The organism is Streptomyces olivaceus (genome assembly GCF_000721235.1).
Classification (GTDB): Bacteria; Actinomycetota; Actinomycetes; order Streptomycetales; family Streptomycetaceae; genus Streptomyces; species Streptomyces olivaceus.
Genome location: NZ_JOFH01000008.1, coordinates 175187 through 199390 on the forward strand (window position 1 = coordinate 175187; position 24204 = coordinate 199390).

The 24204-nt window shown below is 73.5% G+C and carries 15 protein-coding genes and 1 pseudogene; 8 read left to right on the top strand and 8 right to left on the bottom strand.

All coding sequences use genetic code 11. From position 1 onward, the window contains the following. Window positions 1–283: 283 nt before the first annotated feature. The 3 genes from IG94_RS0111765 to IG94_RS0111775 all read right to left on the bottom strand — a co-directional run bounded on the left by IG94_RS0111765 (window position 284) and on the right by IG94_RS0111775 (window position 3754). The gene (locus tag IG94_RS0111765) at window positions 284–1051 is read right to left on the bottom strand and encodes an enoyl-CoA hydratase/isomerase family protein (protein ID WP_031034364.1); all 768 of its coding nucleotides are present in this window, start codon (window positions 1049–1051) and stop codon (window positions 284–286) included. Window positions 1052–1148: 97 nt separating this feature from the next. After that, window positions 1149–2348, bottom strand: coding sequence for a L,D-transpeptidase (locus tag IG94_RS0111770; protein ID WP_031034366.1), 1200 nt, complete (start codon window positions 2346–2348; stop codon window positions 1149–1151). Window positions 2349–2503: 155 nt separating this feature from the next. Beyond that, window positions 2504–3754: a L,D-transpeptidase gene (locus IG94_RS0111775; RefSeq protein ID WP_031034368.1), complete on the bottom strand. Its 1251-nt coding sequence runs from the start codon at window positions 3752–3754 to the stop codon at window positions 2504–2506. A gap of 301 nt (window positions 3755–4055) precedes the next feature. On the opposite strand from IG94_RS0111775, the gene glgX reads away from it, so the two are divergent. Continuing rightward, window positions 4056–6287 carry a glycogen debranching protein GlgX gene (gene glgX / locus IG94_RS0111780; protein WP_031034370.1) on the top strand — a complete coding sequence of 744 codons (2232 nt, stop codon included), beginning with the start codon at window positions 4056–4058 and terminating at the stop codon, window positions 6285–6287. 66 nt (window positions 6288–6353) lie between these two features. On the opposite strand, the gene IG94_RS0111785 is transcribed toward glgX, so the two are convergent. The 4 genes from IG94_RS0111785 to IG94_RS0111800 form a co-directional block, all read right to left on the bottom strand. Next, window positions 6354–7016: a response regulator gene (locus tag IG94_RS0111785; protein WP_031034373.1), complete on the bottom strand. Its 663-nt coding sequence runs from the start codon at window positions 7014–7016 to the stop codon at window positions 6354–6356. Beyond that, window positions 7006–8358 (bottom strand): sensor histidine kinase, encoded by a 1353-nt coding sequence (locus IG94_RS0111790; protein ID WP_078892270.1) that lies wholly within the window; start codon window positions 8356–8358, stop codon window positions 7006–7008. Before IG94_RS0111790 ends, IG94_RS0111785 begins: the two co-directional genes overlap by 11 nt. Window positions 8359–8427: 69 nt before the next feature. Further along, the gene (locus IG94_RS0111795) at window positions 8428–9177 is read right to left on the bottom strand and encodes an ABC transporter permease (protein WP_031034375.1); all 750 of its coding nucleotides are present in this window, start codon (window positions 9175–9177) and stop codon (window positions 8428–8430) included. Next, window positions 9174–10088 (bottom strand): ABC transporter ATP-binding protein, encoded by a 915-nt coding sequence (locus tag IG94_RS0111800; protein ID WP_031034377.1) that lies wholly within the window; start codon window positions 10086–10088, stop codon window positions 9174–9176. Before IG94_RS0111800 ends, IG94_RS0111795 begins: the two co-directional genes overlap by 4 nt. A gap of 171 nt (window positions 10089–10259) precedes the next feature. On the opposite strand from IG94_RS0111800, the gene IG94_RS0111805 reads away from it, so the two are divergent. The 6 genes from IG94_RS0111805 (at window position 10260) to IG94_RS0111830 (ending at window position 20666) form a co-directional block, all read left to right on the top strand. Next, the gene (locus IG94_RS0111805) at window positions 10260–12239 is read left to right on the top strand and encodes an ABC transporter ATP-binding protein (protein WP_078892266.1); all 1980 of its coding nucleotides are present in this window, start codon (window positions 10260–10262) and stop codon (window positions 12237–12239) included. Then, window positions 12236–14119: an ABC transporter ATP-binding protein gene (locus tag IG94_RS0111810; protein WP_031034381.1), complete on the top strand. Its 1884-nt coding sequence runs from the start codon at window positions 12236–12238 to the stop codon at window positions 14117–14119. The genes IG94_RS0111805 and IG94_RS0111810 overlap by 4 nt, the downstream gene beginning before the upstream one ends. Next, complete coding sequence (locus IG94_RS0111815) at window positions 14116–15987, top strand: ABC transporter ATP-binding protein (RefSeq protein ID WP_078892267.1); 1872 nt, start codon at window positions 14116–14118, stop codon at window positions 15985–15987. The genes IG94_RS0111810 and IG94_RS0111815 overlap by 4 nt, the downstream gene beginning before the upstream one ends. Then, window positions 15984–17807 carry an ABC transporter ATP-binding protein gene (locus tag IG94_RS0111820; protein WP_078892268.1) on the top strand — a complete coding sequence of 608 codons (1824 nt, stop codon included), beginning with the start codon at window positions 15984–15986 and terminating at the stop codon, window positions 17805–17807. The genes IG94_RS0111815 and IG94_RS0111820 overlap by 4 nt, the downstream gene beginning before the upstream one ends. A gap of 433 nt (window positions 17808–18240) precedes the next feature. Then, window positions 18241–19890: a M4 family metallopeptidase gene (locus tag IG94_RS0111825; protein WP_031034387.1), complete on the top strand. Its 1650-nt coding sequence runs from the start codon at window positions 18241–18243 to the stop codon at window positions 19888–19890. Between the two features lie 266 nt (window positions 19891–20156). Beyond that, on the top strand, window positions 20157–20666 hold the full coding sequence (locus tag IG94_RS0111830) for a DUF1990 domain-containing protein (RefSeq protein ID WP_031034389.1): 510 nt from the start codon (window positions 20157–20159) through the stop codon (window positions 20664–20666). A gap of 50 nt (window positions 20667–20716) precedes the next feature. On the opposite strand, the gene IG94_RS0111835 is transcribed toward IG94_RS0111830, so the two are convergent. Then, window positions 20717–23335, bottom strand: a complete 2619-nt coding sequence (locus IG94_RS0111835) for a glycosyltransferase family 1 protein (protein WP_031034392.1) — start codon at window positions 23333–23335, stop codon at window positions 20717–20719. A 394-nt stretch (window positions 23336–23729) separates the two neighbouring features. Here IG94_RS0111835 and IG94_RS42870 point away from each other — a divergent pair. Beyond that, window positions 23730–24204, top strand: a pseudogene (locus tag IG94_RS42870) (maltotransferase domain-containing protein); the annotation flags it as partial.

The following is a 24204-nucleotide window of genomic DNA, read 5'->3' on the forward strand; positions in this document are numbered from 1 at the left end:
CCGTTCCCGGGGAATACGCGCCTGCGAAGACCCGGCCCCCCGACGGTCGATCGGCATATGCCAGAGGCAGGTTGGCGCCGGGAACAGCCCCGTTGACCTGGGTGGACGGCTCTGCCGGAGACAAGCTACGGACTCCCTCGACAAGACAGGCTTAATGGTGCGTTAAGGCTGCCATAAACCGCCCCATCGAGGGACCCGGATGAGACATCGCGTCAATTGCAAGTGACGCGCCGGGAGTTCGGGTGAAAGTTGTACGTCTCCCGGTGGACGTCCGGTGGTCCGCTCAGAGGAACTCGGCCTTGCCCGGGCCCTCTTCGACGAAGCTGCGCATCCCGCGTTCGCGGTCCTCGGTCGCGAACAGGCCGGCGAACCAGTTCCGCTCGACGGCGAGTCCGGTCTCGATGTCGGTCTCCAGTCCCGTGTCGATCGCCTCCTTCGCCGCGCGCAGCGCGGTCGCGGGCCCCTTGGCGAGCCGCGCGGCCCACGCGTGCGCCTGCTCGTAGACCTCGGCGGCCGGTACGACGCGGTCCACCAGGCCGAGGGCCAGCGCCTCCTCGGCCCTGACCTGGCGGCCGGTGAAGATCAGGTCCTTGGCCCTGGAGGGGCCGACCAACCGGGAGAGCCGCTGGGTGCCGCCCGCGCCCGGGATCAGGCCGAGCAGGATCTCGGGCTGGCCCAGCTTGGCGTTCTCCCCGGCGATGCGGAAGTCGGCGCAGAGGGCGAGTTCGCAGCCGCCGCCCAGCGCGTAGCCGGTCACCGCGGCGACCACCGGCTTGGGGATGCGGGCCACGGCCGTGAAGGCGTCCTGAAGGGCGCGGGCCCGCAGGATCATCGCGGCGTGGTCCATCACCTGCATCTCCTTGATGTCCGCGCCGGCCGCGAACACCTTCTCCCCGCCGTAGAGGACCACGGCGCGCACGTCCTCGCGCCGGGTGGCCTCTTCGGCCAGCTCCTTCAACCGGTCCTGGGTGGCGACGTCCAGTGCGTTCATGGGCGGGCGGTCCAGGCGCAGAGTGCCGACGCCGTCCGCTGCTTCGAGGGTTGCGGTCATACCCAGCAGGTTAACGACTACTAACGGCGACGGCCCCGGTGCCGTACCTCACGACGAGGTGCGGCACCGGGGCCGTGCGGTCCACTCCCCCGAAGGCTCAGGCCTTCCACTTCTCCCAGGACATGTTCCAGCCGTTGAGGCCGTTGTCCGGGGCGATGGTGTCGTCCTCGGAGTTCTTCACGACGACCACGTCGCCGATGAGGGAGTTGTCGAAGAACCAGGCGGCCGGTGTCTTGCCGTCCCCGCCGCCGCGCACGTCGCGCAGCCCTATGCAGCCGTGGCTGGAGTTTCGGTTGCCGAAGGCGTCGCCGCCCCAGTAGTTGCCGTGGATGAAGGTGCCGGAGGTGGACAGGCGCATGGCGTGCGGGACGTCCTTGATGTCGTACTCGCCGCCGTAGCCGACGGTCTCGCCGTTCATGCGGGTCACGGGCAGCCGCTCGGTGATGACCATCTGGCCGTTCCAGGTCTCGTAGCCGGGCGATCCGGTGGTGACGGGGATCGTCTTGACGGTCTTGCCGTCCCGCACGACCTTCATCGTGTGCTTCTTGGCGTCCACGACGGAGACCTGGCTGCGGCCGACGGTGAAGGAGACGGACTTGGCCTGCTCGCCGTAGACGTCCTCGCGGCCCTCGACCCCGTCGAGGTTGAGGTCGACGGTGACCTCGGTGCCGGGCTTCCAGTACTTCTCGGGACGGAAGTCGATCCGGTCGTTGCCGAACCAGTGGCTCTCGACCTCGACGGCCGGTTCGGTCTTGACGCGGATGGCCTTCTCGACGTCCTCGGGGTTGGTGATGCCCCGGTTGAAGCGGATCGAGAACGGCATGCCGACGCCGACCTTCGAGCCGTCCTCCGGCGTGAAGGTGCCGATGAAGGTGTTCTTCGGCGTCAGGGTGGTGAAGCGGGAGTCCTCGGCGGCCGAGCGGCCCTCGGAGTCCTTGGCGACCGCGTGCACGCTGTACGTGGTGGAGGCGGCCAGGTGGGTGGACGGCGTCCAGGTGGCGCCGTCCTTGGATATCTCGCCGTCGAGTTCGGTGCCCTTGGCGTCCTTGACGACGACCTCGGTCAGTCTGCCCTTCTCGGCACCGACCTTGAGGGCGCCGGCGGTCTCGACGGACTTGGCCCCGTTCTCCGGTGCGACCGTGACGACGGCCTCGGACTGCTTGCTCTGTGCCGCCGTGGAGTCCTCGCCGTTCCCCTTGCCGTCCGCGGCTCCCGAGCCCGAACCGCCTCCGCCGCACGCGGTGACGGCCAGCAACAGCACCCCGAGTACCGCCCCCGATATCGGACGCACGTTCACCTTGATCTCCCCTCGCCGGGCCGGTCCGGCCCGCACACCCCGGTGCGCCGACGCGCACCGGCAGATCGTAACCGCAGGCCAGCGGCTCAGGGCACTGGTGAAATGTCACCGTTCCGTACCGAGTTGGGCGGCCGGGCGAGGGGTGGGCGCCGGAATCACTTCACCGCGCTGCCCGCCGTCCACTCCTTCCACTTCATGTTCCAGCCGCTGAGCCCGTTGTCGGGCGCGACCGTCTTGTCCTTGCTGTGGACCACCTCGACGACGTCGCCCACGAGGCTGCGGTCGAAGAACCAGCCCGCCGGCGTCTCGGCGCCGCCGCCCTTGACGTCGCGCAGCCCGACGCAGCCGTGGCTCACGTTGGCCCGGCCGAAGGTGTCCGCGGGCGCCCAGTAGTTGCCGTGCAGGAAGGTTCCGGAGCTGGTCAGGCGGATGGCGTGCGGGACGTCGGGGATGTCGTACTCGCCGCCGAAACCGACCGTGCGGCTGTTCATCCGGGTGACGTCGAGCAGCTCGGTGATCACCATTTTGCCGTTGTACGTGGGCGTGGTCGGCGCCCCCGCGGTGATCGGCACGGTGGCCAGCAGGGTGCCGTCGCGGCGCACCTCCATGGTCCGGCGCAGCGCGTCGACGCGGGAGACCTGGTCGCGCCCCACGGTGAAGGAGACCGTCTTGTCCTGGAGCCCGTAGGCCCCCTCGGCGCCCTCGACGTCGCGCAGGTCCAGGTCGACGGTGACCTCGGTCCCGGGTTTCCAGTACTCCTGGGGCCGGAAGTCGAGGCGGTCCTTGCCGAACCAGTGGGGGCGGATCTCGGCGGCGGGCTCCGCGGTGACCGAGACGGCGCGCTCGACGGCGGCGCGGTCGGTGATCTCGCGGTTGAACTCCAGCGAAACGATCATTCCGGTGCCGACGACCGAGCGGTTCTCGGGGGCGACGTAGGCGATGAAGCGTTCCTCGGGGACCTTGGTGGTGAACGTGGTGTGCCGGGCCGAGCGGTGTCCGCCGCCGTCCACGGCGACGGCGTCGACCGTGTACTTGGCGGCCGGGGCGAGCCGGTTCGCCTCGGGCCGCCAGCTGCGGCCGTCGCCGGAGATCCGGCCCGGCACCTCGGTCTCCCGCGCGTCCTGCGACCGGAGGACCTTCACCGACTCCAGCCGGCCGTCGGGCACCCGCACCGACAGCTTCTCGTCCGGCGGTACGGCCTTGTCACCGTCGCCCGGGGCGATCCGGATGACGTCTTCCGCGGCCGGGGCCTTGCCGAACATCTCGCCGATGCCCGAGCCGATGCCGGAACCGATCCCACCCCCGTCCGAGGTGCATCCGGTGGCCCCGGCCAGCAGTCCTGCCCATGTCAGTACGGCGGCCAGAGCGGCGCCCGCGCGCCGTGCGCGCCCGTGTACGTGCCTCACATCCACCCGTAACGACCGGCCGGCCCCGGGGAAACGTGAGTGCGAGCCACCCGGTGGGCAGAACTGTGGGGAGAGCGGTGCGACGGGGAGCGGCGGCCGGGACGCCGCACGCCCTCCGCCGGACGTCGTTCCACGAGCCGTGGGAGGCTGACAGGTGTCCAGCGCAGCCGAGCAGGAGGCGGTGGCCGGGAAGCGGGACGCCGCGGACGGGACGACCGCCGCCACGGTGGACGGCACCGTGGTCGACAGCGCCGTGGTCGACAGCGGCCTGATCGACGGCACCGTGAGAGACGCCGCCGTGATGGACGGCACCGTGGAGAACGGCACCGTGATCGACGCCGCCCTGGTCAACGGCGTACGGCACTCCGCGCGACCAGCCGTCGTCCCCGCCCGGCCGGGCACCCCGGTGCCGCTGGGCGCCCGGTTCCGGACCGGCCCCGACCAGGTGGCGGGGACCAACTTCGCGCTGTGGGCGGGCGGGGCGGAGTCGGTGGAGCTGTGCCTGTTCGACGCGCCGGGCGCGGGCGGCCGGGAGAGCCGGGTGCGGCTGGCCGAGCAGACCCACGGGATCTGGCACGCCTTCGTGCCGGGCGTGCTCCCCGGGCAGCGCTACGGCTATCGGGTGCACGGCCGCTGGGACCCGTGGACCGGCGCCCGCTGGAACCCGGCGAAGCTGCTGCTCGACCCGTACGCCCGCGCCGTGGACGGCGGCTTCGGGCTGCCGCCCGAGGTGTACGGGCACGTCCGCGACTGGCCGGACCAGCGGGTGGCGGACACCGTGCGCGACGACCGGGACTCGGCGCCGTACGTCCCCAAGGGCGTCGTGGTCCATGACGACGACGACTGGTCGGACGACCGCAGGCCCAAGACGCCGTGGGCGGACTCCGTCATCTACGAACTCCACGTGCGCGGTTTCACCAAGCTGCACCCCGGCATCCCGCCCGAGCTGCGCGGCACGTACGCGGGACTCGCGCACCCGGCGGCCGTCGAGCACCTGACCCGCCTCGGCGTGACGGCGGTGGAACTGCTGCCGGTGCACCAGTTCGCGCACGAGGGCCACCTGCTCGACCGCGGCCTGCGCAACTACTGGGGCTACAACTCGATCGGCTACTTCGCCCCGCACGCCGCCTACGCCGCGTCCGGCACCACCGGCGAGCAGGTCGGCGAGTTCAAGCGGATGGTGCGGGCGCTGCACGCGGCGGGCATCGAGGTCATCCTCGACGTGGTCTACAACCACACGGCGGAGGCCGGTGAGCTGGGCCCGATGCTCTCCCTGAAGGGCATCGACAACCACGGCTACTACCGCCTCCAGCCGGACGCCCGCCGCTACGCCGACTACACCGGCTGCGGCAACACCCTGCACGTCGTGCAGCCGCACGTGCTGCGTCTGATCACCGACTCGCTGCGGTACTGGGTGACGGAGATGGGCGTCGACGGCTTCCGATTCGACCTGGCGGCGGCGCTGGCCCGCTCGATGCACGACGTCGACATGCTCTCCCCGTTCCTCGCGGTGATCGCGCAGGATCCGGTGCTGCGCCGGGTGAAGCTGATCGCCGAGCCGTGGGACGTGGGCTCGGGCGGCTACCAGGTGGGCGCGTTCCCGCCGCTGTGGACGGAGTGGAACGACCGCTACCGGGACGCGGTGCGGGACTTCTGGCGGCACGCGCTGCCGGACGTGCGCGAGATGGGCTACCGCCTGTCGGGCTCCAGCGACCTCTACGCCTGGGGCGGGCGGCGGCCGTACGCCTCGGTCAACTTCGTCACCGCGCACGACGGTTTCACGCTGCGGGACCTGGTGTCCTACGAGCGCAAGCACAACGAGGCGAACGGCGAGGGCAACCGGGACGGCACGGACGACAACCGGTCCTGGAACTGCGGGGCCGAGGGCGAGAGCGACGACGCGGACATCCGGGCCCTGCGCCGCCGCCAGCTGCGCAACCTGCTGACCACGCTCCTGCTGTCGACCGGCGTGCCGATGCTGGTCGCGGGCGACGAGATGGGCCGCACGCAGGGCGGCAGCAACAACGCCTACTGCCAGGACAACGAGACCGGCTGGGTGGACTGGAGCCTCCTCGGCGACCCCGAGTGGCGGCCCCTGTTCGACCTGGTCTCCCGGCTGATCGCGCTGCGCCACCGCCACCCCGTCCTGCGCCGCCGGGCCTTCTTCTCCGGCCGGGCGCACTCCGCGGACGGCCTGCGCGACCTGGCCTGGTTCACCGCGGGCGGCACGGAGATGACCGAACGGGACTGGTACGCCCCCGCCGCGACCCTCGGCATGTATCTGTCGGGGCGCGACATACCGGGCCGCGACGAGCACGGCGACCCGGTCACCGACGACAGCTTCCTGGCCGTCCTGCACGCCGGGGACGCACCGGTCGACGTCGTGCTGCCGGGACCGCCGTGGGCGGAGCGGTACGAGGTGGTCGTCGACACCGGCCGGGAGGAGCAGGACGGGGCGCCGGGCACCGCGCACCCGGCGGGAACGGCGGTCCGGGTCCCGGCCCGGACGGTGCTGCTGCTGCGCGCGGGGTGAGCGGGGGCGGCGGGACTGCGGGGCGGCGGGGGCCTTCGGGGCTGCGTGGGCCTTCGGGGCGGCCGGTCAGCCGAGGATGCCGCGGTCGTACGCCGCCGCGACGGCCGCCGCGCGGTCGTTCACGCCGAGCTTGGCGTACAGGTGCGTGAGGTGGGTCTTCACGGTCGCCTCGCTGATGAACAGCTCCCGGGCGATCTCCTTGTTGGAGGTGCCGCGCGCCACCAGGCCCAGCACCTCGCGCTCGCGGGCGGACAGGGGCTCGCCGCCGGGGGTCTTCGGGGCGCGGACCGCCGAGACCAGGCGGGAGGCGACCGCCGGGGAGAGGACCGTGCGTCCCCGCGCCGCCGCGCGGACCGCGGTGAACAGGTCGTCGCGGGGCGCGTCCTTGAGGAGGTAGCCGGTCGCACCGGCCTCGATCGCGGGCAGGGTGTCGGAGTCGGTGTCGTACGTGGTGAGCACGAGCACCCGGGCGCGGGCGCCGCGCCGGGTCAGCTCCCGGATGGCGTCCACCCCGGAACCGCCCGGCATCCGCAGGTCCATCAGGATCACGTCCGGGTCGAGCGCGGCGGCCAGCGCCAGGGCCTCCGTGCCGCCCGCCGCCTCGCCCAGGACGCGGAAACCGGGAGCGGCCTCGAACATGCCGCGCAGGCCGTCGCGGACCACGGGGTGGTCGTCGACGACGAGGAGGGAGATCACGGGGTCGTCGCCCCTCGCGCTGTCATCGGTCATGGCGGACCAACGGTACGCGAGCCGAGACGGCTGTGCCGTGGCCCGGTTCCGCCTCGACGGTGAGCGAACCGGCGATGCGCTCGGCGCGCGCCCGCATGCCGGCGAGGCCGAAGCCGCCCGTGCCGGTGCGCCGCCGTGCGGCCGGCGGGTCGAAGCCCCGGCCGTCGTCGCGGATGTCGAGGGTGACCTCGTCGCCCATGTAGGAGAGGGTGACGCCGACCCGGCCGGCGGCGGCGTGCCGGGCCGTGTTGGACAGGGCCTCCTCGGCGATGCGCAGGAGCGTGGCGGCGACCTCGTCGTGGAGGTGCTCGGCGGTGCCGGTGACGGTGAACCGGGGCTCGACGCCGGTGCGCTCGCCCCACCGCTTCACCGTCTTCCTCAGCGCGTCCGGCAGCCCGTCCTCGGCCAGCGCGGCCGGCGCGAGGTTGTGCACGGAGCGGCGGGCCTCGCCGAGGCTGTGCCGGGCCAGGGCGAGGGCCCGGTCCAGATGGGCGCGTTCGAGGTCCGCGTCCTCGGCGGCCGTCACGACCTGGAGCTGCGCGATGATGCCGGTCAGGCCCTGGGCGAGGGTGTCGTGGATCTCGGCGGCGAGCCGCCCGCGCTCGTCGGCGACCCCCGCCTCCCGGGCCTGGACGAGGAGCTGGGCGTGCAGGGCGGCGTTCTCGTCGAGCGCCTGCTGCAGCGCGGTGTTGGTGCGCTCCAGCTCGGCGATGGTCTCGACCCTGGCGCGGCTGCGGGCCGCCTCCGTCTCGGCGAGGCGGGCGAACACCACGAGGAGTACGACGTTGACCGCGAGGATCGCGCCGAACAGCACCCAGCCCGCCGCGTCGTCCGGCGGCAGCCCGCCCGACTGCGAGCCCGCGATGGTCACCGCGGTCAGGAACAGGCCGGGCTTGAGCAGCCGGGGCGGCAGCAGCCGGTCGACGCCGAAGTAGCCGGAGTAGGCGTAGAAACCGAAGAGCGGGTTGAGCCAGGCCAGGACGAAGGCGATGGCGCAGCGCGCGAAGTAGAGGGAGGCGCTCGCCGGGGTGGGTCCGGGGCGGGTGCGGGCCGTCCTGGCCCACCACAGCTGCAGGGCGGCCGCGACCGCGACGAGGGCTCCCGCGAGATACCACTGCTCCGTGGTCGTGCCGATCAGGTCGGAGGCCGCCGCGGCGACGGCCGTGCCGACCGCGAGCAGGCCGAACGGCCCCCACTGGTGGACCGCCGTCCACTGGTGCTCGACGGTCCCCTGCTCGACGGTCCCCGCCGGGTGCTCGGCGCTCCCCGCCCGGCGCGCGGCGGTCCCCGTCCGGTGGGCGGCCGTCCGCGCCCGGCACTCCACGGCCCCTGCTTCGGTCATCGGGCCAGTCTCGGCCATCGGCACTCCCGTGCCCAGCGGCCGGGTGCGCGGTGCCTTCGTGGTCACTCCCTACTCCCAGCGGAACCGGCGCGCGGCCGACCGGGTGAGCAGCGCCGTCCAGGCGACCAGGACCGCCAGGTGGGACCAGCCCGGCCAGTCGCCGGCCGCGGCCTCGTTGAGTGCCTGCGCGGCGGCGCCGAAGGGGGTCCAGCCCACGATCTCGGCCAGCAGGTCCGGCATGGCCTGCACCGGCAGCCACACGCCCGCGCAGAACATCGCCGGGAAGAGCGCGGCGGAGCCGACCGCGCCGGCCATCTTCGTGGTGCGGGACAGGGCGGACAGCAGCGCGCCCAGCGAGAGCGCGGCGAGCACGGCGAGGAGCAGCGCGAGGAGGTAGCCGAGGGGCTGCTCGGGCAGCGTGACGCCGAAGCCGAGCCGGCCGACCGCCAGCGCGAGCAGCGCCGAGAGCAGGGCGGCCCCGCCGGTGACCACCATCTGCGCGGACAGCAGCGCGGCCGGGCGCACCGGTGTGGCGGACATCCGGCGCAGGATGCCGCGCTCCCGGTAGCCGGTGAGGACCTGCGGCATGCCCTGGAGGCCGCCGACGGTCAGGCCGAGCAGCACGGCCACCGGCACGTAGGCGTCGACCGGGCGAAGCCCGCCGAAGGAGGGGTCGGCCTCGCGGAAGGACGGGACGGAGCCGAGGACCACCAGCAGCAGCGTCGGGAACAGCAGCAGCCAGAACAGGGCGCCGGGTTCGCGGCGGAACAGGCGCAGCTCGGTCCGCAGCACGGCGGTGTCGAAGACGTCGGTGGTCATGCGGGGGCCTCCGTGAGGTCCAGGAAGGCGTCGTCCAGCGTGGTGTCGGTGACCCGGAGCTGGTGGGCGGTGACGCGGGTGCGGGCGAGCAGGGTGATGACGGCGTTGACCGTCTCGTCGGTGCCGGAGAGAGTCACGCGGCCGTCCCCGCGCCCGGCGGAGACGTCGGCGGAGACGAGGCCGGGCAGCGCGCGCAGGTCCGTGTCGTCCAGCGGCGCGGACGGGGTGAAGCTGATGACGGTGGCGCCCGCCGAGCGCCGGATCAGCCCGGCCGGGGTGTCCAGGGCGGCGACGCGGCCCCGGTCGATCACCGCGATCCGGTCGCACAGGCGCTGGGCCTCCTCCATGAAGTGGGTGACCAGGAGGACGGTCACGCCGCCCGCGCGGATGTCCTCGATGAGCTGCCAGGTCTCCCGGCGGGCGCGCGGGTCGAGGCCGGTGGTCAGCTCGTCCAGGACGACGACGCGCGGATCGCCGACCAGCGCGAGGGCGATGAACAGGCGCTGCTTCTGTCCGCCGGACAGCTTGCCGAACCGGGTGCCGAGCATCGGTGCGAGTCCGAGCCGCTCGGCGAGCGGGCGCCAGTCGGCGGGCTTTGGGTAGAAGGCGGCGTACAGCTCCAGGGCCTCGCGGACGGTCAGTCTGGCCTGGAGTTCGCTCTGCTGGAGCTGGGCGCCCAGGACGCGCGCGACCCGCTCGTGGTCGGCGACGGGGTCGAGGCCGGTGACCCGGACCCGCCCCGCGTCGGGGACGCGCAGGCCCTCGACACACTCGACGGTGGTCGTCTTGCCGGCGCCGTTCGGGCCGAGGACGCCGAAGATCTCCCCCTCCTCGACGGCGAAGGAGACGCCGTCGACGACGGGGCGGCCTCCATAGGACTTGCGCAGGTCGGTGACTTCGATGACGGGCATGGCACCAGCGTCCCGGCGGGCGGGGACCCGGCACATCGGCCGACGCGCTCGAAGGCGCATCAGCCGATCGGCCGATGCGCCCGTACGACCCCCGGGAGTCCTCCGTACGACCCCCGGTGCGCGCGAAAACTCAGTGGGCAGTGTCAGTGGTGAACCGTAGGCTCGCTGCTGATGCCCACGACACCCGCCCCCGCCCCGCAGGCTGCCCCGGAACCTGCCCAGGAGCCCGCCTCGGAGCCCGCACCGGACCCCGCCTCCGCACCCGCCGAGAGGCGGTCCACGGTCCGCTCGCTGCTCCGGCTGTGGCCCTATGTCCGGCCGGTGCGCGCGAGGTTGGGGACGGCCGCGTTCGTCGCGATTCTCGCCTCGTGCGTGGGGCTGGTAATCCCGCTCGTCCTGAAGTGGATGGTGGACGGCCCGGTCGCCGACCGCGATCCGGGGGGCGTCTGGCTCGGCGCGCTGTACCTGCTGCTCCTCGGCGTGGCGGAGGCCCTGCTGTTCGGGCTGCGGCGGTGGCTGGTGGCCCGGCCGCTGGCGGGGGTCGAAGCGGGCCTGCGGGCGGACCTCTACCGGCATCTGCAGCGCCTGCCGGTGGCCTTCCACGACCGGTGGGCCTCGGGGCAGTTGCTGTCGCGCGGGACGACCGATCTGATGCTGCTGCGCATGTTCCTCGCGTTCCCGCTGACGTTCCTGCTGGTCAACGGCGTGACGATCCTGGTCGGCGTGGGCATCATGCTGGTCCAGGACTGGACGCTGGGGCTGGTCATCCTCGTACCGGCGATTCCCATGATGGTCGTCTGCGGCGTCTTCGAGAGCAAGTACTCCGCGGTGGCCCGGCGGGCGCAGGACCAGGTCGGGGATCTGACGACCGTGGTCGAGGAGAGCGTGCTCGGCGTCCGGATCATCAAGGGCTTCGGCCGGCACCGCAGCCAGGCCCGCGCCTTCCGCGAGCTGTCGCACACCCTGCGGGGCACGGAGCTGCGCAAGGCGCGGCTGCTGGCGTCCATCTGGGCGGTCATCGTGACGCTGCCTGAGGTGGCGATCGGGGCGGCGCTGGTGGCCGGGGCGGTGCAGGTGGCGGACGGGGAGCTGTCGGCGGGGACGCTGGTGGCGTTCCTGTCCACGGCGCTGGCGCTGCGGTGGCCGGTGGAGTCCATCGGCTTCCTGCTGGCGGTGAGCCAGGAGGCGGCGACGGCCACGGACCGGTACTTCGAGGTGATGGACGCGGAGACCGAGTCGCCGGGGGGAGCCCCGCCGCACACCCGCGCCGCCCGAGCGGCGGCCACGGGCCTCCGGTTCGAACACGTCCGGTTCCGCTACCCCGACGCACCCCCCGGTTCTCCGCCCCTCCTGACCGACGTCGACCTGCACATCCGTTCCGGTGAGTCCATGGCCCTGGTCGGTGCCACCGGCAGCGGCAAGACGACGCTGACCGCGCTCGTCCCGCGCCTGCACGAGGTGACCGACGGGCGGATCACGCTGGACGGCGAGGACATCACCGCCCTCTCCCGCGAGGAGCTGCGCGCCATGGTCGCCGTCGCCTTCGAGGAGCCCACCCTCTTCTCGGCGAGCGTCGGTGAGAACGTGCTGATGGGCGCCGGCGCGGAGGCGGGTGCGGAGGAGCTGGACCGGGCGCTCGCCGTCGCACAGGCCGACTTCGCGCACGCACTCCCCCAGGGCACCGGCACCCAGGTCGGCGAGCAGGGCCTCAGCCTCTCCGGCGGCCAGCGCCAGCGCCTCGCGCTCGCCCGGGCGGTGGTCGGCAGGCCGAGGTTCCTGGTGCTGGACGACCCGCTGTCCGCGCTCGACGTGCATACGGAGGCCGCGGTGGAGGCCGCCCTGCGGCAGGTCCTCGCGGACACCACCGCCCTGATCGTCGCCCACCGCCCCTCCACCGTCCTGCTCGCCGACCGTGTCGCCCTGCTCTCCGGGGGCCGGATCACGGCCGTGGGCACCCATCACGAACTGCTGCGCGCCAACGCCGAGTACGCCCACCTGATGTCGGGGGTCGACGGCGACGGGGAGTCCGGGGGTTCCCGGGACGACGGCCACCGGGACGACCGTTCCCCGGGCGACGGGCCCCGGGGACGCGAGACGGAACGGAAGCAGGAACGGGAGCAGTCCCAGGAACAGGAAGGTGACAGCCGATGACCGCGCCCACGGCCGCCGCGCCGGACCGGGAACAGCCCAAGGACCCGGAGTCCCGGCACCCGGCCGGCACCGAGGCCGTCCGCGCGACCGACGACGCCTTCGACCAGGACGTCCTGCCCAGCCCGCCGGGCGCGACCGGGGCGCTGCTGCGTTCCCTGCTGGCGCCCATGCGGCCCCGCGTGGCGCTCACCGTCCTCCTCCTGCTGCTCCAGCAGGCGGCGGTGCAGGCGGGTCCGCTGCTGGTGGCGTACGCCATCGACCACGCCGTGCCGGCCCTGCGGGACGACGACCGCGGCCCGCTGATCGCGGTGGGCGCCGGCTACCTGCTGTGCTCGCTGGCGGCGGGCGCGCTGCAGTACGGCTTCATCGCCGTCGCGGCCCGGGTCAGCCAGGACGTGCTGCTCGATCTGCGCGGGCGGATCTTCCGGCACGCGCAGGCGCTGAGCGTCGACTTCCACGAGCGCTACACCTCGGGCCGTCTCATCTCCCGCTCCACCGCGGACGTGGAGTCCCTGCGCGAACTGCTCGACGAGGGCCTGCAGGAACTGGTGACGGTCATCCTGTCCTTCGTCTACATCGCCGCGCTGCTGCTCTGGCTGGACCTGGGGCTCGGCGCCGTCGCGGTGGCGTCGTTCGGGCCGCTGTACGCGCTGGTGCGGCTCTACCGGCGGCGGGCGGGGCGGGTGTACCGGCAGCGGTCCACTGCGATCGCCGCGGTGATCGTGAAGTTCGTGGAGACGATGAACGGCATCCGGCCGGTGCGCGCCTTCCGCCGGGAGGCCGCCAACGAGGCCGACTTCGCGGTGCTGAACCGCCGCCACGAACGCACGAACGGCAACGCCCTGCTGGAGATGGCCCGTTACGTGATCGGCTCGCGGCTGGTCGCCAACACGACCGTCGCCGGGATCGTGCTGTGGGGCGCCTACCGGGTCGCGGACGGCACGCTCGCCCTCGGCGTGCTGGCGGCGGCGGTGCTCTACCTGCGCCGCCTGTACGACCCGATCGACCGGCTCGGCATGTTCCTGAACTCCTACCAGTCGGCGGCGGCCTCGCTGGAGAAGATCGCCGGGCTGCTGGCGCAGACACCGTCGGTGCCCGAGCCGGCCGCGCCGAAGGAGCTGCCGCCGCCGGCGTCGGAGCACCCCGGCCGCGAGGTCGTCTTCGACGCGGTGAGCTTCGGGTACCGCACCGGCGGCGAGGTGCTGCCGCGCTTCGATCTGACGCTCCCGGCCGGGCAGACGGTCGCCGTCGTCGGCTCGACCGGTGCGGGCAAGTCGACGCTGGCCAAGCTGCTCGCCCGGTTCTACGACCCCTCCGCCGGGCGCGTCCTCCTCGACGGCACCGACCTGCGCGACCTGGCCGTACCGGAGCTGCGGCGCGGGGTGGTGATGGTGACGCAGGAGGCGTTCCTGTTCTCCGGCACGGTCGCCGACAACATCGCCATCGGCCGGCCGGAGGCGACGCGGGAGGAGATCGAGCGGGCCGCGAAGGCGATCGGCGCCCACGACTTCATCGCCGCCCTGCCCGACGGCTACGACACCGACGTGCGCAAGCGGGGTGGCCGGATCTCCGCCGGTCAGCGGCAACTCGTCGCGTTCGCGCGGGCGTTGCTGGCGGACCCGGCGGTGCTGATCCTGGACGAGGCGACCAGTTCGCTGGACGTCCCCGGGGAGCGGGCGGTGCAGCGGGCGATGACGACCGTGCTGAAGGGCCGTACGGCGGTGGTGATCGCGCACCGGCTGTCCACCGTGGAGATCGCCGACCGGGTGCTGGTGATGGAGCACGGCCGGATCGTCGAGGACGGCACCCCGGACGAACTCGTCGCCGGTACGGGCCGGTTCGCCGACCTGCACCGGGCGTGGCGGGACAGCCTGGCATGAGGATCGACGCGTACGAGGACCCGGGCACGCCGGAGAACCGGGGCGGCTGGCGGTACCTGGCGTGGCTGGTCCGGCGGCAGTGGCCGCGGTGCCTGGCGGCGGCGGTGATCGCCAGTGTCTGGATGGTGCTGCTGGCGGCGACACCGTACCTGATGGCCCGGGCCGTCGACCACGGCCTGGAGCCGGGGGACATGGGCGCGCTGGCGGGCTGGACGGGCGCCATGGTCGCCGTCGGCGGGGCCAACGCGTGGCTGGGCCTGCTGCGGCACCGCACGATGACGAAGGTGCGGATGGACGCCAACTTCCGCACGGTCAAGGTGGTCGTCGGGCACGCCGTGCGGCTCGGTGCGGCGCTGCGCGGCCAGGTGGGGGCCGGCGAGGTCGTCACCATCGGGGTGGGCGACGTCCAGACCATCAGTACGTCCCTGACGGCCGTGGGGCCGGGCTTCGGAGCGGTCGTCGCCTACGCGGTGGTCGGCGGACTGATGCTGTCGGTGTCGCCCCGGCTCGCCCTCGTGGTGCTGATCGGGGTGCCCGCGCTCGGGGTGCTCCTGGGCCCGCTCATGGGGCGCCTGCAGGGCAGGGAGGCGGAGTACCGCGAACGGCAGTCCGTCCTGACCGCCCGGATCGGCGACCTCGCGGGCGGGCTGCGGATCCTGAACGGCCTGGGCGGCAAGGCCCTGGTCGCGGACGCCTTCCGCCGGGACTCGGGCCGGCTGCGCGAGCAGGGCTACCGGGTCGGCGCGGTGACCAGCTGGATCCAGGCGCTCGGGGTCGGCCTGCCGGTGCTGTTCCTCGCGCTGGTGACCTGGCTGGGCGCCCGGCTCGCCGTCCAGGGGCAGATCAGCGTCGGCGAACTGGTGTCGGTGTACGGCTATGTGATCGCGCTGGGCTGGCCGGTGGCGTTCCTCATCGAGATGGGCCACCAGCTGAGCCGCGGTGTGGTGGCCGCCCGCCGCGTCGTCACGTTCCTGCGCCTGGAACCGGCCCCGGACGAGGGCACCCGCGACGCCCCCGCGGAGCCGTCGGTCCTGTACGACCCGGCCTCGGGAGTGCGCGTCGCCCCGGGCCGCCTGACCGCCCTGGTCACGTCCCGCCCGTCCGACGCCACCGAGGTACTGGACCGCCTGGCCCGCTACACCCCGTCGGACGCGACCTGGGGAGACATCCCCCTGACCGACATCCCGCTCCGGCAGATCCGCTCCCGCGTCCTGCTGGCGGATGCGGAGGCCGACCTCTTCGCGGGGCGGCTGCACGAGGTGATCGGCGGCACGGAGACACCCCTCGGGGGCGCGGGCGCGACCGGCCACGGCGGTCCCCCACCCGCCCGGCATGCCGTCGGAACGGGCGAGTCGGCGCACCTCACCGCAGCCCTCCACGCGGCCGCGGCAGAAGACGTCGTGCGAGGCCTCCCCGACGGACTGGAAACAGAGGTCGCGGCCCAGGGCCGCACCCTCTCCGGCGGCCAGCGCCAGCGCGTCCGCCTGGCCCGCGCCCTCCTCGCCGCCCCCGAAGTGCTCCTCGCCGCGGAGCCCACCTCCGCCCTGGACGCCCACACGGAGGCCACCGTGGCCGACCGCCTGCGGCACGCCCGCAAGGGCCGTACCACGGTGCTGGCCGCCACCTCGCCGCTGCTGCTCGACCGCGCGGACGTCGTGCACCACCTGGTCGACGGCAAGGTCGCCGCCACCGGCACCCACCGCGAACTCCTGGACACGGAGCCGGGGTACCGCGCCCTGGTCGCGCGGGAGGACCGGGACGACACGGGCGACCGGGACGGCAGGGACGGCAGGGACGGCAGGGACGGCAGCAACGGCAGCGGCGACACGCACGACAGGGGCGACAAGGACGACAAGGTGGTCCGATGACACAGCTGCCCGTCGCCGAGCGCGCCGGCGTCCGCCGCGCGGCGGCCGGCCTCGTACGCGCCGACCGGAGGCCCTTCGCCGCCGTCCTCGGGCTCAACGCGCTGGCCGCCGGAGCGGGGCTCGCGGGGCCATGGCTGCTGGGCCGGATCGTCGACGAGGTGCGCGCCGGGGGCGGGGTCGGCGCGGTGGACCGGATGGCCCTGGCCATCCTGCTGTGCTCGCTGGCGCAGCTCCTGCTCTCCCGCTGGGCGCGCTTCGTGGGGCACCGTTTCGGGGAGCGGACGCTCGCCCGGGTGCGGGAGCGGTACGTGGACCGGGTGCTGGCGCTGCCCGCGTCCGTGGTCGAGCGGGCCGGGACCGGTGACCTGACGACGCGCGGCACGGCCGACGTGACCGCGGTCGGTACGACGCTGCGCGACGCCGGCCCCGAGCTGCTGGTCAACGCCGTGCAGGCGGTGTTCCTCACCGGCGCGGTGTTCGTGCTCGACCCGCTGCTCGGCCTGGTCGGGGTGGTGGGGCTGACGCCGGCCTGGGTGGCGCTGCGCTGGTACCTGCGCCGGGCGCGGGCGGCCTACCTCGCCGAGGGCGCGGCCGGTTCGGAGGTCGCCGAGAGCCTGTCCGCCACGGTGGCGGGCGCCCGCACCGTCGAGGCGTTCGGGCTGGCGGACCGGCGCGTGGCGACGAACCGGGAGGCGCTGGAGGTCTCACGGCGCGCCCGCATGCGCACCCTGTTCCTGCGCAGCGTGTTCTTCCCGGCGGTGGACGTCTCGTACGTGCTTCCCGTGGCGGGCGTGCTGCTGTCCGGCGGGTTCCTGCACGCGCACGGGTCGGTGAGCCTCGGGGCGGTGGTGTCCTGCGCCGTGTACCTGCAGCAGTTGGCCGGGCCGCTCGACGAGGTGCTGATGCGGACCGAGGAGCTCCAGGCCGGTGCCGCCTCCTTCGCCCGGGTGGAGGGCCTGGCGGGGGCGCCGCGGGCGAGGGCGGACGACTCGGCGGTCCCGGCGCACGACCGTATCGACGTGTCCGGAGTCCGGTACGCCTACGAGCGGGGCGGCGAGGTGCTGCGCGGGGTGGACCTGACCGTGCGGCCGGGTGAACGGCTGGCGGTCGTCGGCCCTTCCGGGGCGGGCAAGACGACGCTGAGCCGGCTGCTGGCGGGCGTCGACGGGCCGACGGAGGGTTCGGTGACGGTGGGCGGGGTGCCCGTGGTGTCCCTGGGGCCGGAACGGCTGCGCCGTCAGGTGGTACTGGTGACCCAGGAGCACCACGTGTTCCTGGGCACGGTCCGCGACAACCTCCTGATCGCCGAACCGGCGGCCGGTGAAGGCGAGTTGTGGGCGGCGCTGGGCGCGGTGGGCGCCGAGGGGTGGGTGCGGGACCTGCCCGACGGTTTGGACACCGAGCTGGGGGCGGCGGAGCACGCGCACTCCACGGACGGTTCCCAGGCCCAGCAACTCGCGCTGGCCCGAGTGGTGCTGGCCGATCCGCACACGCTGATCCTGGACGAGGCCACCGCCCTGCTCGACCCGGCGACGGCCCGCAACACCGAGCAGGCGCTCGCCGCCGTGCTCGAAGGACGTACGGTCATCGCCATCGCGCACCGCCTGCACACGGCGCACGACGCCGACCGGGTGGCGGTGATGGAGGACGGCCTGCTGACCGAACTCGGCACGCACGACGAGCTGGTGGCGGCCGGCGGGGCGTACGCGGCGCTGTGGGGATCGTGGCACGGCGAGCCGTCGGACGGAACGGCGGCCGCCGCCGACGGGGCGGGGCCGGCCGGGGGCAGGGGCGGCGAAGCCTCCGTTTATCGGAAGTGAACGCCCGGTCAACGAACCGCATCCGGCCAACTTACTGACGCGATCCTGACAGGCGAGGCGTCCCGGACCCGGGCCCGGCGGAGACCGGCCGCCACGGCTACGGCGGACCGCCTTCCCGCAGGCCGGCCGGCCTGCGGGCGTACCGCCCGCATCGGTGCGCCACCCCGGAGGTTCGCATCCGCCGGGACGGCACCTCTCCCCCGTCCGCCGGTTTTTTGCCAGCCGATTGCCCTCGGCTTGTTGGCACTTGACCGAGGTCACGCGCCTTCACACGCCCGCAACACGGGATCCAGCATCGGTTTTCAGCCAACATCATCACGCCCTCCTGACATGTACGCGGCCTGGATGTCACTCTTCCGTCACCCGCGCACAACTTCGCAACGACCGGCCGGACCCCCACACACCGGCCGGACCCCCCACCGAAGGAGTCTGTGTGTCCTCCCACTTCGCGCGTCACAAGCGCACCACCCTGGCCCTCGCCACCGCGGTCGCGGCCGGGGCGATGCTCACCACCGGCCTGACCGCCGGCAACGCCGCCGCCGACACTGCCGCCCCGACGGCGCTCCCGGGCGCTCCGGTCCTGCTGTCGGGCACCGCCCGCACCGCGCTCGTACAGGAGCAGCAGGACGCGGCGGCCGCCACGGCCCAGGAGATAGGCCTCGGCGCCAAGGAGAAGCTGGTCGTCAAGGACGTGGTCAAGGACCACGACGGCGCCGTGCATACCCGCTACGAGCGCACCTACGACGGCCTGCCCGTCCTCGGCGGCGACCTGGTCGTGCACCGGGCCGAGTCCGGCGCCACCAGAGGCGTCACCAAGGCGACGAAGGCCACCATCAAGGTCGCCACCGTCACGCCGAAGGTCAAGGCGGCCAAGGCCGAGCAGCAGGCGCTGTCCGCCGCCGAGGACGCCGGTTCGTCGAAGGCCGCGGCCGACTCCGCGCCCCGCAAGGTGATCTGGGCCGGCGACGGCACGCCGGTCCTCGCCTACGAGACCGTCGTCGGCGGCTTCCAGGACGACGGCACCCCCAACGAGCTGCACGTCGTCACCGACGCCGCCACCGGCGCCAAGCTGTACGAGTACCAGGGCATCGAGAACGGCGCCGGCAAGAGCCTGTACTCGGGCGAGGTCGAGCTCGGCACGACCCAGTCGGGCTCCTCCTACGAGCTGCACGACACCGAGCGGGGCGGCCACAAGACGTACAACCTGGCCCGCGCGACCGACGGCACCGGCACGCTGTTCACCGACGACGACGACACCTGGGGCACCGGCGAGGCCTCCAGCGACCCCGAGGACCAGACCGCCGCCGTCGACGCCGCCTACGGAGCCCAGGTCACCTGGGACTTCTACAAGGAGAGTTTCGGGCGCAGCGGCATCAAGAACGACGGCGAGGCCGCCTACTCCCGCGTCCACTACGGCGACAACTACGTCAACGCCTTCTGGTCGGACGCCTGCTTCTGCATGACGTACGGCGACGGCACGGGCAACTCCAACCCGCTCACCTCGCTGGACGTGGCCGGGCACGAGATGAGCCACGGCGTCACCTCCCACACCGCGGGCCTCAACTACAGCGGCGAGTCCGGCGGCCTCAACGAGGCCACGTCCGACATCTTCGGCACCGGCGTGGAGTACTTCGCGAACAGCTCCGTCGACAAGGGCGACTACCTCATCGGCGAGCAGATCGACATCAACGGCGACGGCACCCCGCTGCGCTACATGGACGAGCCCAGCAAGGACGGCGCGTCCAAGGACTACTGGGACTCCGGTCTCGGCGGCGTGGACGTGCACTACTCCTCGGGTCCGGCGAACCACTTCTTCTTCCTGCTGGCCGAGGGCAGCGGCGCCCGGACGGTCGACGGGGTGGAGTACGACTCGCCGACCTCCGACGGCTCCACCGTCACCGGCATCGGCCGCGACAAGGCCCTGCAGATCTGGTACAAGGCGCTGACCGCGTACATGACGTCGACGACCGACTACGCGGACGCCCGCGCGGCGACCCTGAGCGCGGCCTCGGACCTGTACGGCGAGGACAGCACGGAGTACGAGACGGTGGGCGCGGCCTGGACCGCGATCAACGTGAGCTGACCGCGGGCCACAGCGGCGGCAACACGGCGGGCGGCACCCGGAACCAGCGGTTCCGGGTGCCGCCCTCAGGGGGTGTCGTTTGGATCCTGTCGGGGTCGCGGGGTCTGGCACGCGCATCTGCGGCGTTGTCGTCGGTTGCCAGGGCTCCGCCCTGTCGCCCTCCTCCGCCTTGCGGCTGCACGCACCAGACCCCGCTCGGGCCGGCAACAAGGCACCGTCGCCTGGAGCCGACCTGATCCAAACGACACCCCCTAGTCTTGGTTCCCATGTCCTTCACGTACGACGACGTCGGCGCCACGCGCGAGCAGGGGCACTGCCCGCCCGGCTTCCGCCCCATGAACGTACGCACCCGCCTGGGGGAGGGCGAGCCGGTGTTCCAGCGGGCGGTCGAGGCCCTGCTCACCTGGGAGATGCACCGGGAGATGGGCGTCGGCATCGAAGCGGACGCCGAGCGTGCCGCGCCCGGTGTCGACGTCACCGTCACCCTCGCCGGGATGATCAAGGCGCCCTGCCGGGTGGTGTGGACCCTGGAGGAGCGCCGCCGGGCCGGCTGGGCCTACGGCACGCTGCCGGGCCACCCCGAGTCCGGCGAGGAGGCCTTCGTGGTGGACCGCACGGGTGACGGCACGGTCTGGCTGACCGTGCACGCCTTCAGCCGCCCCGCCAAGTGGTACGCCAAGGCCGGCGGCCCGGCGGCCCGCGCCTTCCAGCACGCCTACGCCCGCCGCTGCGGCGCGGTCCTGCGGCGGCTGAGCGGCGGCGACGAGGAGGACTGAGCCCGCCCGGCCCGGACGGGCTCCCGCCGCCCCTCGCCGCCGTCCGGCGCTCACCGCATCAGCAGCCCCGCCGCCTGGACCAGCTCGTCCGACGGCACCGCCACGAGCCCCGTCTCGGCGCCGGAGGCCAGCAGCCGGTGCGCGGGCAGGACGCGGACCGTGTAGCCGAACGGGCCGGTACGGTCCAGGGCGAGCGGGCCCTCGTACAGCCAGCGGCCCTCCAGATCGGGCCCGCCGACCGGCTTCAGCGGCACCTTCGACGCGTCGGTGATCCGGTCCTCGGAGTCCACCCGGCCGGAGACCGCCTGCACCTCCACGTCCTCCGGCACGAGGTCGCCGAGGTCCACCCGCACCCGCAGCGCGAGCGAGGTGCCGAGTTCGGCGCTGGCGGTGGCGGCGGACGTCTCCACGTGGTCGACGCTGACGCCCTGCCAGGCCGCCCGCACCCGGGACTTCCACTCGGCGAGCGAGCGGGCGGCGTCCGGGTCCATCGCGCGGTGCGCCTCGGCGGCCGGGGCGTAGAGCCGCTCGACGTACTCGCGGACCATGCGCCCGGCCAGCACCTTCGGACCGAGCAGGCTGAGGGTCCTGCGGACCATCTCGATCCACCGGTCGGGCAGCCCGCTCGCACCCCGCTCGTAGAAGCGCGGGGTGATCCGCTGCTCCAGGAGGTCGTAGAGGGCGGCGGCCTCTATGGCGTCGCGCCGGTCCGGGTCGGTGCCCGCGCCGTCGGCGGTGGGGATCGCCCAGCCGAAGTCGGGCTGGTACCACTCGTCCCACCAGCCGTCCAGGACCGACAGGTTGAGGCAGCCGTTGAGCGCCGCCTTCATGCCGCTGGTGCCGCACGCCTCCAGCGGGCGCAGCGGGTTGTTCAGCCAGATGTCGCAGCCCGTGTAGAGCTTCTGCGCCATGGCCATGCCGTAGTCCGGCAGGAACACGATGCGGTGGCGCACCCGCGCGTCGTCCGCGAACCGCACCAGCTCCTGCACCAGCCGCTTGCCGCCGTCGTCCGCCGGATGCGCCTTGCCCGCGACGACGATCTGGATCGGCCGCTCGGAGTGGAGCAGCAGCTGTGTCAGCCGGTCCCGGTCGCGCAGCATGAGGGTGAGGCGCTTGTACGACGGGACGCGCCGCGCGAAGCCGATGGTGAGCACGTCCGGGTCGAGGACGTCGTCGATCCAGCCCAGCTCGGCCGTCCCGGCGCCGCGCTGGCGCCAGGAGGCGCGCAGCCGCTCGCGCACCTCCTCGACGAGCTGTCCGCGCAGGGTGCGGCGCAGCTCCCAGATCTCCTGGTCGGGGATGTCCGCGACCGAGTCCCAGCGGTCCGAGCCGCCGACGCTCAGCGCGTCCTCGGCCCGCTGCACGCCGATCTGCCGGGCGCCGAGGCGGAACACCTCGGGCGCCACCCAGGTCGGCGCGTGCACGCCGTTGGTGACGGAGGTGATGGGCACCTCCTCGGCGTCGAAGCCGGGCCACAGCCCGGCGAACATCTGGCGGCTGACCCCGCCGTGCAGCAGGGAGACGCCGTTGGCGCGCTGGGCCAGGCGCAGCCCCATGACGGCCATGTTGAAGAGGTTCGGCTCGCCGCCCGGGTAGGTCTCCATGCCGAGCCGGAGCACGCGCTCGACGTCGATGCGCGGGAGTTCGGAACCGGGGCCGAAGTGGCGGGCGACCAGCTCGCGGTCGAAGCGGTCGATGCCGGCCGGGACCGGGGTGTGGGTGGTGAAGACGGTCCCGGCCCGGACCGCCTCCAGGGCCGAGCCGAACTCCAGGCCCTCGTCGCAGAGTTCGGCGATGCGCTCCAGACCGAGGAAGCCCGCGTGGCCCTCGTTGGTGTGGAACACCTCCGGCGCGGCGTGGCCGGTGAGCCGGCAGTACGTCCGTACCGCCCGGACACCTCCTATGCCGAGCAGCATCTCCTGGAGGAGCCGGTGTTCGCTGCCGCCGCCGTAGAGCCGGTCGGTGACGCCCCGTTCGCCGGGGTCGTTCTCCTCGACGTCGGAGTCGAGGAGGAGCAGCGGTACCCGGCCGACCCGGGCCAGCCAGATGCGGGCCCGCAGCTCCCGGCCGCCGGGGAGCGCGAGGGCGACCTGGGCGGGGGTGCCGTCGGCCTCCTTGAGGGGGGCCAGCGGCAGCTCGTGGGGGTCGAGGACGGGGTAGTGCTCCTGCTGCCAGCCGTCCCGGGAGAGGGACTGGCGGAAGTAGCCGTGGCGGTAGAGCAGGCCCACGCCGACGAGCGGCACGCCCAGGTCGCTGGCCGCCTTGAGGTGGTCCCCGGCCAGGATGCCGAGGCCGCCGGAGTACTGGGGCAGGGCGGCGGTGATGCCGAACTCGGGCGAGAAGTAGGCGACGGCCGCGGGCAGTCGGCCGGGCCGGCCCTGGTACCAGCGGTCGCCGGTCAGGTAGTGGTCGAGGTCGTCGGCCACCGCGGTCAGCCGGCGCAAAAAGCGCCGGTCCTCGGCCAGCTCCGCGAGACGCGCGGGCGGCACGGTGCCGAGCAGCCGGACGGGGTCGCGGCCGGACTCGGCCCAGCGCCCCGGGTCGACGGACTGGAACAGGTCGCGGGTCTCCGGGTGCCAGGACCAGCGCAGGTTGCGGGCCAGATCACTGAGCGGCCGGAGGGGGTCGGGGAGATGGGGACGGACGGTCAGTCGACGGATCGCCTTCACCCGCACGACGTTACCGGGGCGATGTGTCCCTCGCCGGGGCCTTCGCCCGCAGACCTCCGATTCGGCCTGAACGGGTTCGTCCCCGTTCGCCGGACGGGCTAACGCGCACGGCGTGTCGATATGGCCGGATCTCTCCCCGCCGGCCGCCTTGTGGCGCTTCGGCCCGCACGGAAAGCTGCACATGTCGCGAAGAACGCTGATTGCGGGAGCGGCTTGCGGGAAGGCGACGGTGAGTGTCGCCGCGTGTGCCGTGAGTGTCGACATACGCGCGAGTAGTTAGCACCGTGCCGGATTGCCCACCGGAAGAGTGTGGGAAGGCTCCTGCGGTACGCCTCGCAGGACCCACCTCCCCAGAGCCATCCGCCCACCCACGTTGACGCGGACAGGAGCGGTCATGCCCGTCACGCACCACTCGTCAGCCTCTCCCCCGGCCCCGGCCTCCCAGGACTCCGAGGCCTCCTCTTCGGCCTCCCCTTCGCCGCCCCCGTCGCCCTCGCCTCCGGCGGACCCGGCCGCCCGGACGCCGCCGTCCGCCGCGGCGCCCCCGCCGGACGGCGCCACCGTCGTCGGACGCATCCCCGTGCTGGACGTCCGCCCGGTCGTCCAGCACGGGCGCAGGCCCGCCAAGGCGGTGACGGGCGAGACGTTCGAGGTCTCCGCCACCGTGTTCCGGGAGGGGCACGACGCGGTGGCCGCCAACGTCGTCCTGAGAGACCCTCAGGGGGGCCGCCGTCGACGCGCTGCGGGACAGGAGCAGGCCGGCCGCCTCGCGGCTGGCGGCGGCGTTGACGCCGCAGGTGGACGCGGTGCTGGCCCGCCATCCCCTGCGGGACCTGGTCACCACCTCCGACCCCCTCCCCCTCCTCGTC